The sequence below is a fragment of the Actinomadura sp. KC345 genome, assembly GCF_004348515.1.
GTDB lineage: Bacteria > Actinomycetota > Actinomycetes > Streptosporangiales > Streptosporangiaceae > Spirillospora.
Map to the genome: position 1 here is coordinate 35,462 of NZ_SMKH01000023.1, position 11,529 is coordinate 46,990.

Consider the following 11,529-nt stretch of genomic DNA (forward strand, 5'->3'; position numbering starts at 1 on the left):
GCTTCGAACTCGCCTTGGCGGCTCGCTTCGCGATCAGGTTTCTCGCTTCGCTCGAAACCTGCCTTCGGACGCGATCGCAGGCGTTGAGGTCGTTGCGTGGTCTAGGTGGTGGCTGGGCGCCCGGTCAGTCGGGTGGGGAGAGTTCCGAGGCCGGAAACGTCGGTGGGCTGTGCCGATGCCAGGCTCGCGCCGTCTCGAGTTGCGCCGCCAGCGAGATCAGCAGCGGTTCGCCGCCCGCGGGGCCGAGCAGCGTGGCCCCGACCGGGAGCCGGTCGCCGACGACTCCGGCGGGGACGTTGACGGCCGGCCAGCCGACGACGTTCCACGGCCATGCGTAGGGGCACGCGGCGATGATCAGTTTGTCGGTCGCGCGGGTGCCGAGGCCGTCGATCGAGCCGACCCTGGGAGCCGGCTGCGCCGTCGTGGGCGCCAGCACGACGTCGTGGCGTTCGAAGATCCGGCCGATTCGCCTTTGCAGTGGCCTTTCGATCGCCCGCGCCATGCGGAGCACGGGGCCGCCGAGCACGCGGGCGCTGGTGACCTTGGCGCGGGTGCGGCGGTCGAGGGTGCTGGGCCGGGGCATGTGCCGGGTCCAGTCGCGCACCCCGCCTGTGGCGCGTGGCAGGAAGCTGAGCCCCGCGAGGCCGTAGTCGGGATCGGCGTACGCGACGTGGTGGCCGAGGGATTCGAGGGTGGCGGCCAGGCTGTCGACCGCGTCGCCGATCCGGGGATCGAGGCGGGCGGGGTGGCCACTGAACGGGATGCGGAGTGAGACGGCGATCCGCAAGCGGCCGGGGTCGCGTTCGGCGCAGGCGGCGAATGATCGGGGTGGGTGGGGCGGTCCGCCGGGCGCGGGACGGTCGCCGATGATCGCGTCGAGGAGCAGAGCCGCGTCGGCCACCGTTCGAGCCAGTGGCCCCAACGCGGTCAGGCCATGGCAGGCGGACACGTCCGGCCAGGTCGGGATGCGCCCTCGCTGCGGCTTGATGCCGACCAGGTGCGTCCAGGCGGCGGGGATGCGGATCGATCCGGCGGCGTCGGAGCCGAGGGCGACCGGCACGATTCCGGCGGCCACGGCGGCGGCCGCTCCGCCGCTGGAACCTCCAGGGGTGTGATCGAGGTTCCACGGGTTGCGGGTCGTCCCGAAGGCGGGGCCTTCAGTGATCGGCCACTGGCCGATCTCCGGGGTGGTGGTCTTGCCGACGATGATCGCGCCGGCCGCCTTCAGCCGGCGGACGGCCTCGCAGTCGTCGTCCTTGCGCGGGAACGCGCCCGCGCATCCGAAGGTGGTGGGCGCTCCGGCAAGGTCGATGTCGTCCTTGATCGCGACGGGCACGCCGAGCAGGGGAGCCTGCTCACCGGCCGCCCGGCGGCGATCCGCCTCGTCGGCTTCGGCCAGAGCGGCGTCGGCGCGGACGTGGCGGAAGGCGTTCAGGTCGGCCTGGGTGGAGGTGATCGCGTCGAGTGTGCGCTGGACGAGGTCGCGGGCGCTGACCTGGCCCGTTTCGAGGGCGGTGAGTTGCCGGCGGAGATGGGACATGGGCGCGGCCTCTCACACGGACCGGGACGGCCGTGGCGCTGCGGTGCCGGGTGTGAAGGCGATCCCCGCATCGTCGAGGCGGCCGTACCGGTAGAGCAGCCGGTCCCGCAGGTAGTTGCCGTGTATGCGCCAGGGACGCTTGGTCCCCTGCCGGGGGAGCAGGCGGAGGGAGCGCTGGATGTAACCGGAGGTGAGTTCCACGAAGGGCACGGTCGGCTGTGAGCGGTCCGGTGCCAACGGCGTGCATTGCCGGTGGCCGTGGGCGTCCATATGGTTGATCAGGCGGCACAGGTAGCGGGCGACCAGATCGCATTTCAGCGTCCATGAGGCGTTGGTGTAGCCGATCGCGAACGACAGGTTCGGCACGCCCGACAGCATCATCGCCTTGTAGCCGATCGCCTGTGCGGGGTCGATCGGTCGGCCGTCGACGACGATCCGCGCGCCGCCGAGGAGCCGCACGTTCAGTCCGGTGGCGGCGACGATCACGTCCGCGTGCAGTTCGGTGCCGGATGCAAGCCGTATCCCGCGTTCGGTGAACGTCTCGATCCGGTCGGTGACGATCGACGCGCGCCGCTCGCGCAGTGCCGTGAACAGGTCGCCGTCGGGCACGAAGCACACGCGTTGTTCCCACGGGGCGTAGCGCGGGGTGAAGTGCCGGTCGACGTCGTAGTCGGAGGGAAGCAGGCGGGCCGCGCGCGCTTTGATCACCGCTCTGGTCAGCCGCGGAGCATATCGGGCGGCGCGATAGGCCAGCGTGATCAGCGACACGTTCTTCCCGCGCACGACCGCGTGCGCCAGCCGGGATGGAAGGGCGCGCGACAGCACCGCCGCGATCGCGTCGTCCCCCGGGATCGACACGACATAGCTCGGGGATCGCTGGAGCATCGTCACGTGCGCGGCTGTTTCGGCCATCGCCGGAACGAGCGTGACGGCGGTCGCGCCGCTGCCGATCACGATCACCTGCCTGCCGGTGTGATCGAGGTCCGCGGGCCAGTGCTGCGGGTGGACGAGGCGTCCGGCGAACCGCTCGACTCCTGGCCACTGCGGCAGATACCCCTTGTCGTATCGGTAGTAGCCCGTGCACAGATGCAGGAAGCCGCACGTCATCCGGGTCGGCTCGGTTCCCGGCGCGGTCTCGACGTCCACCTGCCAGCGGGCCTCGGCGCTCGACCATTCGGCGCGCACGACGCGGTGGCCGAACCGGATGAGCTGCTCCAGGCCGTGCTCGCGCGCGGTGGCGGCGATGTACCGCCGGATCGATTCCCCGTCGGCCAGGGCACGTGACCGCCTCCACGGCCGGAAGTCGTAGCCGAGGGTCTGCATGTCCGAGTCCGAGCGGACGCCCGGGTAGCGGAACTGGTCCCACGTGCCGCCGACGCGCTCGCGGGCCTCAAGGACCACCACCGACTTGCCCGGGCAGTCGGCCCGCAGCCGGCAGGCGGCGCCGACGCCCGCGAGGCCCGCCCCGACGATCAGCACGTCGACATGTTCGTCCGGCATATATCCACCTCAGGTCGCCAGGTACCGGGCGATACTCGCGAGTACTTTCACTGCTCGAGCGGCAGTACTCGCGAGTACTCCCCATTGCCGGGAGACGATACTCGTGAGTACTCTCTGGCGCAATCAGGCCGGGGCGAGCATTCCCATGACCGCCCGCTCGGCCGTCGGCAGAAGCTCGCCGATGGGCTCGCCGCGGTCGATCGCCCGCGCGACCATCGTGTTGATGCCCGCGATCAGGAGCACCGCCGCGTGCATCGACAGCGGGCGTACACCGGCGCGTCGCAGCCGGGAGCCTCGTGTGAGCCGGCACAGCAGCTCGGCATACCGCTCGATCCCCTCCTGCTGCACGGTGATGCCCCTCGTGCCCAGCGAGGCGAGGTCGCGGGTGACCGCGACGGCGATCGCCGGCTCGGCGGTCAGGGCGTCGAAGTACGCCCGTACGCCGTCGGCCACCTGCCGCTCCCACGGTGCCGCGGGGTCGACCGCGTTCTCGACCGCCTCCAGCCCGACCGTGGTCGTGACGCGGACGAGCTCGATGAAACAGGATTCCTTGTCCGCGAAGCACTTGTAGAACGTGGTCCGCGACGCTCGCGCATGCCGGACGATGTCCGTGACCTGCGTGCGCGCCAGCCCCTGTTCCCGTATCGACGCCGCCAGCCCTTCGAGCATCCGCTCGCGGTGGCGGTCCATCGTTGACGTCTCCGGAACGATGGCCATGCCGCGAGCCTATCCCGCACCGCGGGATGTGCTCCGCAGCTCACGCCCGGTCGATCACGTACGTGCCGGGGTCTTCTCCTCGGTGTCGCCGCCGGGGCGGTGGTCGGGGACGAAGCGGTAGCCGACGTTGCGGACGGTCCCGATGAGGGACTCGTACTCGGCGCCGAGCTTGGCGCGCAGGCGGCGGACGTGGACGTCCACGGTGCGGGTGCCCCCGAAGTAGTCGTAGCCCCAGACCTCCTGGAGGAGCTGGGCGCGGGTGAAGACCCGGCCCGGGTGCTGGGCGAGGTACTTCAGCAGCTCGAACTCCTTGAAGGTCAGGTCGAGGACCCGTCCCCGGAGGCGGGCGGTGTAGGTCGCCTCGTCGATCGTGAGGTCGCCGCTGCGGATCTCTCCGGGGACCTCCTCGGCGTCGGCGACGGCGGCGCGTCCCACCGCGAGGCGCAGCCGGGCCTCGACCTCGGCGGGGCCCGCGCCCTGGAGCAGCATGTCGTCCAGGCCCCATTCGGGGCTGAGGGCGGCCAGGCCGCCTTCGGTGACGATGGCCAGCAGCGGGCAGTCGAGCCCGGTCGTCCGCAGGAGCCGGCACAGGCTCTTGGCCTGCACCAGGTCGCGGCGCGCGTCGACCAGCACGATGTCGGCGGGTGGCGCGTCGATGAGGGCGGACGCCTCCGCGGGGGCAACGCGCACCGAGTGCAGCAGGAGCCCGAGCGCGGGCAGGACCTCGTCGGAGGGCTCCAGCGCGTTGGTCAGCAAGAGCAGGTTGCTCAAGTGACGCCTCCCGTCCAGAAACGCGTAGATCCAGGCGGCTCACCCTTGAGCCCGGCGTGGCCGTCGGCTCAAGGACGAGGCGGCCATGAAGGGCTTGTCGGATGAACTCCATGGCCTCGTCGCCCGGATCCCTCCCATGAGCATAACCGAGTGCGGTGGCCGGACAATGGAGTGGCCACCTCGGGACGGTCACGCGCCGGAAATGAGAGTCTGGATCCATGGCCAAGGGGACGATGCGGTACTGGGCGGCGGCGAAGGCCGCGGCGGGGACGCACGAGGAGCCGTACGACGCCGCCACGCTGGCCGAGGCGATCACCGCCGCCGCGTCGAGGGACGGCCGCGGGACCGAGTTCCGGCGCGTCGTCGGGCGCAGCTCGTTCCTCATCGACGGGGACCCGGTGGGGAGCCGTCCGCACGAGTCGGTGGAGCTGCCGGAGGGCGGGGTCGTCGAGGTTCTGCCGCCGTTCGCCGGTGGTTGACGTCATATTTGGGTGATTTTTCGAGCTTCGAGGTCATTCTCCGATGTGACGCGTTGTGCCGCGCCTGCGCATTAGTGTGTGGCGATCGCATGCCGACGCACGGAGGAGAGACATGCGGAAAGTACTCGTGGTGCTGTTGATCCTCGTGATCGTGGGCGTGATCGCCGCGGACAGGATCGGCGTGCGGGTCGCGGAGGACAGGATCGCCCAGGAGGTCGCGGCGCAGTCCGACCTGACGCAGCGGCCGGACGTCACCATCCACGGCATCCCGTTCCTCACCCAGGTGATCGGCGGCGAGTACGACCACATCGAGCTGGGCATCGGCGACTGGACGCAGCAGGGCGTGACCGTCACCGACGTCAAGGTCGACATGCGGGGCGTGGAGGCGGCGCTGTCGCAGGTGGCCGGGGGCAACACCGCGAACGTCACCGCGCGGACGGCGACCGTGTCCGCCGTCGCCCCCTACGAGCTGATCAAGAAGAACGCGCCCCGCGAGGTGCGGCGGATCGAGCCGAAGGGCGACGACCTGGCGGTGGACGTCCAGACCAGCGTCCTGGGCATCCAGGTGAACGGCACCGGCGTCCTGCAGCTCAAGCCGACCGACCGCGGCATCGCGGTCAGCCCCGTCTCGATCGAGACGGAGGGCGGCCCGCGGATCCCGCTGTCGGCGCTGAAGCAGCAGCTCACCTGGGTCGTCCGGGTTCCCGCGCTGCCGCTCGGAGCCAAGATCAGCCAGATCCAGCCGACGCCCGAGGGGGTGCGGGTCGGCGCCACCGCCCAGAACGTCAAGCTGAACGACCTCCAGCGGGTCCAGAGGTGACCGGTGCGCAAAATGATCCGGTCCTTGTGAACCGGTCCGCCTAGGCGTACGTGTCAGTGGTGTGGGTCCCACCGCGGATGACAGATTGCTGCGCGCCCTGTACAGCGAGCATGGAGGTCCCCTATTCGGCTATGTCCTGCGGCTGACCGGTGGGGACCGAACCCAGGCCGAGGACGTCGTACAGGAGACGCTGCTACGTGCCTGGAAACATCCTGAGGCGCTGTCGGGACGGCCTGTCCGTCCGTGGCTGTTCACCGTCGCGCGCAACCTGGTGGTGGACGCGCATCGCGCCAAGCGTGCGCGGCCCCCGGAGACGGGCATCGACGAGCACGTCCTGACGACCGCGTCCGGCTCCGACGACATCGACCGGGCCCTGGAGTCCTGGACGGTCGCCGAGGCGCTTGCCGGGCTGAGCCCGCCGCACCGGGCCGTCCTGGTGGAGACCTACTACAAAGGCCGGTCGGTGGCGGAGACGGCGAAGACGCTGGGCATCCCGCCCGGCACGGTGAAGTCCCGCACCTACTACGCGCTGCGGGCGCTCAAACTCGCACTGGAGGAGCGGGGGCTGGCGCCATGAACGACTGCATCGACGTGCGCACCTCACTCGGGGTGTACGTGCTCGGCTCGCTCGACCCCGCCGAGCGTTCCCAGGTGGAGACCCACCTGGCGAGCTGCCCCGCCTGCCGGGACGAGCTCGCCGGGCTGGCCGGCCTGCCCGCGATGCTGGGCCGGGTCGAGGAGAGGCAGCTCGACCAGATGGCCGGGCCGCCGCCCGAGCTGCTGGACGGGCTGCTGGCCAGAGCGACCGAGCGACGGAGGGGATGGCTCGGACCGCTGGGGCGGCGGGCCGGCGGGCGGGGCACCGGATGGGCCCCGCTCGCCGCCGCGGCATGCCTGCTGCTGGTCGTCGGTGCGCTGTTCGGCGGCCTCCTGCTCCCGTTCGGGTCGGAGGACACCGCGTCGCCGCCGCCGTCGGCATCGCCGTCGCCCACGGCGGACGTCGAGCGGATCGCCGCCGAGAACCCGAGCGCCAACATCAAGGGCTATGTGCTGCTGAAGAAGAAGCAGTGGGGCACGGAGGTCGAGCTGCACCTGGCGGGTGTCCCGAAAGGCTCGCACTGCAGGCTCCAGGTCATCGCGCGGGACGGCCGGCGCGACGCCCTCGGCAGCTGGTACGTGCCGTACGACGAGGGCTACGGTGAGTACCGCGGCTCCACGATGTTCCCGCGCGGGCAGCTGTTCTCGTTCGAGATCGTCGGCCTGGACGGCCGGCCGCTCCTCACGATCCCGACCTGACCCCGACCTGATCCCGCCCCCGGCTCCCGTGGAGGTGGCTCCCGTGGAAGAACTCGCGGCCTCGCGCGGTTGTCGCCGACGATGACCGGTGCATTGATCGCGGCGGCGGTGCTCGCCGCCGCCACGGTGTTCGGCCTGCTGCGGCGGCGCCGTGACGGCGTCCTGCGCGCACGCCGGGGGAGTGGGGACGACGAGATGAGCGACATCCTCCGGCCGGAGGACCTGGGCGCCGAACTCGGCGAGAAGGCCACCCTGCTCCAGTTCTCCAGCGCGTTCTGCGCGCCCTGCCGCACCACCCGCCGGGTCCTCGGCGAGGTGGCCGGGATGGTGGACGGCGTCGCCCACGTCGAACTCGACGCGGAGGCGCATCTGGACCTCGTCCGCCGCCTGAACGTGCTCCGCACCCCGACCGTCTTCGTCCTGGACGAGGCGGGTCGCATCGTCCGCAGCGCGGCGGGCGCACCCCGCAAGCCCGACGTCATCGCGGCCTTGGGGGAGGCGATCCGGTGAGTCCCACCGGGACGACCTGCGAGAAGACTGTCTCGGAAGGCGAGACGGATGTGACAGGGCGTGGATTGTCGGATTACCATTGCGTCCGTGCGTGACCGGACAGAGCAGATGCTCACGAAGCGCCGCGCGGTCGACTTCTGCCGCGTGGCCGCCTCGCTCTGTCGTCAGGCCTGAGGCATCCGAGCCCCGCCGCCCTCCGAGCCCTTCCGCTTCCAGCTCGTACGCACGCTTCCTCCGCCAGGAGCACCCCGATGCAGGTCGATCCGCGTGGGCCGCGCTTCGGTGCGGCCGTCACGACAGTGGTCCTCGTCGCGGTGCTGGTGACCGGAAGCTGGGCGCTGCTCGCCGCTCAGGCCGTCGTCTTCGCCATCGCGGCGCTCCTCGGCCTCCGGTACGCCCCGTACGGGCTGGTGTTCAGGGTGCTGGTCCGTCCCCGGCTCGGTCCGCCCAGGGAATCGGAGGACGCGGCCGCGCCCCGCTTCGCGCAGGGAGTCGGCTTGGCGTTCGCCCTGGCGGGCACGATCGGGTACGTGACAGGGACCACCTGGCTCGGCACCGGTGCCACCGCCCTCGCCCTGGCGGCGGCGTTCCTGAACGCGGCGTTCGGGCTCTGCCTCGGGTGCGAGATGTATCTCATAATCCGGCGTATCACCACAAAAAGTTCCGAGAGGGAGGTTCCCGTATGAGCCGCTCAGACGTCCTGGTGGACACCGACTGGGTTGAGTCCAACCTGGACGCGCCCGGTCTGGTCCTCGTCGAGGTCGACGAGGACGTGTCCGCCTACGACAAGGGCCACATCCGTGGCGCCGTGAAGATCGACTGGAAGACCGAGCTGCAGGACCCGGTCCGCCGCGACTTCGTGGACAAGACCGGGTTCGAGCAGCTGCTGTCCGCCAAGGGCATCGCCAACGACGACACGGTGATCCTCTACGGCGGCAACAACAACTGGTTCGCGGCCTACGCGTACTGGTACTTCAAGCTGTACGGCCACGACAAGGTGAAGCTGCTCGACGGCGGCCGCAAGAAGTGGGAGCTGGAGTCCCGCGAGCTCGTCACCGACGTCCCGTCCCGTCCGGCGACCGAGTACAAGGCCAAGGACCAGGACCGGTCGATCCGCGCCTTCCGCGACGAGGTCGTGGAGGCGATCGGCAAGCAGAACCTCGTCGACGTCCGTTCCCCGGACGAGTTCAGCGGCAAGCTGCTCGCCCCCGCGCACCTGCCGCAGGAGCAGTCGCAGCGGGGCGGTCACATCCCGACCGCGTCGAGCGTTCCGTGGTCGAAGGCGGCCAACGACGACGGCACGTTCAAGTCCGACGAGGAGCTCCGGGAGATCTACACCGAGGCCGGTCTCGACCCGGAGAAGGACACCATCGCCTACTGCCGCATCGGCGAGCGTTCCTCGCACACCTGGTTCGCGCTGAGCGAGCTGCTGGGCCTGAAGAACGTGAAGAACTACGACGGTTCCTGGACCGAGTACGGCTCGCTCATCGGCGTCCCGATCGAGCTGGGCGCGCCCAAGTAACCCACGTCCGGCGGAAGATTCCCCGGTGCACGGAGAGTCGTGCACGGAGATGGAGGAGCAATGACCCAGGGCTGCGCAGCGCCCGAGCAGACGGCGCACCTGCCGGCGACCGTCGACCTCACCAACGAGGCCGTCATCCAGGGCACCGTCACCCGTGACGGCACCCCGGTGTCCAGCGCCTACGCCCGCCTGCTCGACTCGACCGGCGAGTTCACCGCCGAGGTGGTCACCGGCGACGAGGGCGTGTTCCGGTTCTTCGCCGCCGACGGCGACTGGACCGTGCGCGTGCTGGCGGCCGGCGGTGTCAGCGTCGACAACACCATCACGGCGAAGACCGGCGAGGTCGCGGGACTCGAAGTCGCGATCTGATCCGGCACGAGACACCGACCCCGTCGCCCGCAACGCATGCGGGCGACGGGGTCCGTCGTTGGTGGGACATAGGGGGATTTGCCCGGTCAACCGTCCGGGCTCGATACCATCGGCGCGATGCTGAGTCTGTCCGCCCGGTCGCCGCTGACACTCCCGTGGGCCACGCTGAAGCTCGCGGGACGTTTCGTGCTGCCGCTCACCCTGTGGTTCACGGTCGGCGAGCTGCTGCGCTACGGCGTGATGTACGGCGGGTACCGGCTCGGCTCGATGAAGGGGCCGGCGGCGACGATCGCGCCGATCGTCACCGTCGGCCTGCTGGTCGTGATCACGCTGGTGGTCACGGTGCTGATGGTGCACAGCGTCCGCGAGGGCCTGGACGTGGTGCACGCCCGCGAGTCCGGCGGCGAGCTGATGCCGTGGGCGGTCGGCAACGAGGAGTCGGTGATCGGCGCCATGGGCCGTGCCGCGCTCCCGTTCGTGATCTTCTATCTGGCGTGGGGGAAGCAGGGCGAGGACGCCCGCGAGTTCGCGAGCCAGGCGGCGAGCCGGGGCTTCACCGAGGGCGGCATCCAGGGGCAGATCGACGCGCTCGGGCTGCTCACGTCGATGGACAAGCACCTCGGGCTTGCGATCGGGCTCACCGCGGGGCTGTTCCTGATGAAGGTCTCGGCGGAGTGGAGCCTGGAGGAGCGGCTGCCCCGCGCCATCGGTGCGCTCGTCGCGTTCCTTGAGGTCCAGTTCGCGCTGTTCGGCATCTTCACCATCGACCACCTGCGCAACAAGGGGGCCGAATGGCTCACCGGCCGGCAGGTGTGGGAGTGGGTGACGGGCGCCGCGGGCCCCGCCCTCGACCTGTGGGGGCCGTTCAAGGACGCGGTGCTCGGCGCGCTGATCATGCTGGTGATCGCGGGCGTGATCCTCGGGCTGGACGCCGGGGACGAGCGGGTCGTGCTCGGCCGGAGCCGCGCGGCGCAGCGGCTGGCGAGGGCCGGCGGGGTCGAGCGGACCAACAGCCCCCGGGAGATCCTCACGCGCGGTTTCCGGGAGATGTGGCTGCCCGCCTGGTACGGGCTCCGGCTCGTCCGCCGTTCGGGGATGATGCCGTTCGCGACGTTCTGCCTGCTGTTCGCGAGCCTGGGCGTGGGCGAGGAGGCCGCGCGCCGCTTCGTCTACGAGGTGATCGGCCCGCACGAGGTGATGTGGTGGATCCCGGCGCTGCCGTTCGTCGGGTACGGGTCGGCGCTGGTCTTCGAGATCCTGCGGGTCTGCCTGCTGGCGGCGGCGTTCAACCTCGTCGTGGCGAGGGTCAGTGGTCGAACCGCAGCGAAGCCAGTGGCTCCCCCTTCTTCCGCGCCGATTTCGGCGCCTGGATCTCAAGCTCCACCGAGTCGGCCTTGGAGCGAGGCACCGTCGCCCTGACGGTGACCAGCATCGCGACGCCCGCCCGCGCCGTCGCGCCGGCCGTCCCGGTGGCCGACCACACGCGGCCGTCGCCGTCGACGAGCCGGTAGACGAGGCCGTACGCCCCGACCGTCTTCGCGGAGGCGGCGTCCCCGGGCCGGACGCCGACCGATAGCCGCAGTTCGGTCACGTCGCCGGCCCCCTTCTGCGCGCCGGTCGCCAGGGGCTGGGCCTTCTCGCGCTTCATGACCTTCCACCGCGCCCCGAGGAACTCGCCGATCGCCCCCGCCGGGACGGTGGTGACCTTCTCCGGGGGCTTCAGGTTCTTCTCGACGTTGTTCGTCTCGTCCAGCCACTGCACGCCGAGCAGCGCGGACACGGCGCACAGGAGCGCGATGGCCTGGACGATCCGCCGGTCCCGGGGACGCATCCGGGGCTCGCGCGACTCCTCGGTCTCCGGGGGGATCACGGGGAGGTCGGGATGGGTGTCCTCGGTCGTCATGGGCTGTCCGCCTTGATCTCGAAGCGCTCGGGGGCGCCCTTGATCAGTTCGTCCGCGCGCTTCCCGGTGATGCCGAGGTCGATGTCCGCCTCGGCCGACAGC

14 protein-coding genes are annotated in these 11,529 nt (G+C 70.8%); 9 read left to right on the forward strand and 5 right to left on the reverse strand.

Annotation, left to right across the window (positions count from 1 at the left end; all coding sequences use genetic code 11):
- Positions 1-124 precede the first annotated feature (124 nt).
- The 4 genes from E1281_RS06340 to E1281_RS06355 form a co-directional block, all read right to left on the reverse strand.
- Entirely contained in the window at positions 125-1,540 is a 1,416-nt protein-coding gene (locus E1281_RS06340; protein WP_131876198.1) for an amidase, read from the reverse strand.
- A 12-nt stretch (positions 1,541-1,552) separates the two neighbouring features.
- A complete protein-coding gene (locus E1281_RS06345; protein WP_131876199.1) occupies positions 1,553-3,040 on the reverse strand; it encodes an NAD(P)/FAD-dependent oxidoreductase in 1,488 nt (495 codons plus the stop codon).
- Between the two features lie 123 nt (positions 3,041-3,163).
- Positions 3,164-3,757 carry a TetR/AcrR family transcriptional regulator gene (locus E1281_RS06350; protein WP_131876200.1) on the reverse strand — a complete coding sequence of 198 codons (594 nt, stop codon included), beginning with the start codon at positions 3,755-3,757 and terminating at the stop codon, positions 3,164-3,166.
- A 54-nt stretch (positions 3,758-3,811) separates the two neighbouring features.
- Positions 3,812-4,528, reverse strand: coding sequence for a response regulator transcription factor (locus E1281_RS06355; protein WP_131876201.1), 717 nt, complete (start codon positions 4,526-4,528; stop codon positions 3,812-3,814).
- Positions 4,529-4,746: 218 nt separating this feature from the next.
- Here E1281_RS06355 and E1281_RS06360 point away from each other — a divergent pair, with 218 nt between their 5' ends.
- The 9 genes from E1281_RS06360 (at position 4,747) to E1281_RS06400 (ending at position 10,943) form a co-directional block, all read left to right on the forward strand.
- On the forward strand, positions 4,747-5,007 hold the full coding sequence (locus E1281_RS06360; protein ID WP_131876202.1) for a MoaD/ThiS family protein: 261 nt from the start codon (positions 4,747-4,749) through the stop codon (positions 5,005-5,007).
- A gap of 112 nt (positions 5,008-5,119) precedes the next feature.
- The gene (locus tag E1281_RS06365) at positions 5,120-5,827 is read left to right on the forward strand and encodes a DUF2993 domain-containing protein (RefSeq protein WP_131876203.1); all 708 of its coding nucleotides are present in this window, start codon (positions 5,120-5,122) and stop codon (positions 5,825-5,827) included.
- Positions 5,828-5,888: 61 nt separating this feature from the next.
- Positions 5,889-6,404 carry a sigma-70 family RNA polymerase sigma factor gene (locus tag E1281_RS06370; protein WP_131876204.1) on the forward strand — a complete coding sequence of 172 codons (516 nt, stop codon included), beginning with the start codon at positions 5,889-5,891 and terminating at the stop codon, positions 6,402-6,404.
- Positions 6,401-7,123, forward strand: coding sequence for a zf-HC2 domain-containing protein (locus tag E1281_RS06375; RefSeq protein WP_131876205.1), 723 nt, complete (start codon positions 6,401-6,403; stop codon positions 7,121-7,123). The genes E1281_RS06370 and E1281_RS06375 overlap by 4 nt, the downstream gene beginning before the upstream one ends.
- Positions 7,124-7,204: 81 nt before the next feature.
- Entirely contained in the window at positions 7,205-7,633 is a 429-nt protein-coding gene (locus E1281_RS06380; RefSeq protein ID WP_131876206.1) for a thioredoxin family protein, read from the forward strand.
- 251 nt (positions 7,634-7,884) lie between these two features.
- The gene (locus tag E1281_RS06385; RefSeq protein ID WP_131876207.1) at positions 7,885-8,319 is read left to right on the forward strand and encodes a DUF4395 domain-containing protein; all 435 of its coding nucleotides are present in this window, start codon (positions 7,885-7,887) and stop codon (positions 8,317-8,319) included.
- A complete protein-coding gene (locus E1281_RS06390; RefSeq protein WP_131876208.1) occupies positions 8,316-9,155 on the forward strand; it encodes a sulfurtransferase in 840 nt (279 codons plus the stop codon). Before E1281_RS06385 ends, E1281_RS06390 begins: the two co-directional genes overlap by 4 nt.
- Positions 9,156-9,215: 60 nt before the next feature.
- Positions 9,216-9,524, forward strand: a complete 309-nt coding sequence (locus tag E1281_RS06395; RefSeq protein WP_131876209.1) for a DUF1416 domain-containing protein — start codon at positions 9,216-9,218, stop codon at positions 9,522-9,524.
- Positions 9,525-9,641: 117 nt separating this feature from the next.
- Positions 9,642-10,943 carry a hypothetical protein gene (locus tag E1281_RS06400; protein WP_131876210.1) on the forward strand — a complete coding sequence of 434 codons (1,302 nt, stop codon included), beginning with the start codon at positions 9,642-9,644 and terminating at the stop codon, positions 10,941-10,943.
- On the opposite strand, the gene E1281_RS06405 is transcribed toward E1281_RS06400, so the two are convergent.
- On the reverse strand, positions 10,831-11,427 hold the full coding sequence (locus E1281_RS06405) for a hypothetical protein (RefSeq protein WP_131876211.1): 597 nt from the start codon (positions 11,425-11,427) through the stop codon (positions 10,831-10,833). The genes E1281_RS06400 and E1281_RS06405 overlap by 113 nt on opposite strands.
- Positions 11,428-11,529: the final 102 nt, after the last annotated feature.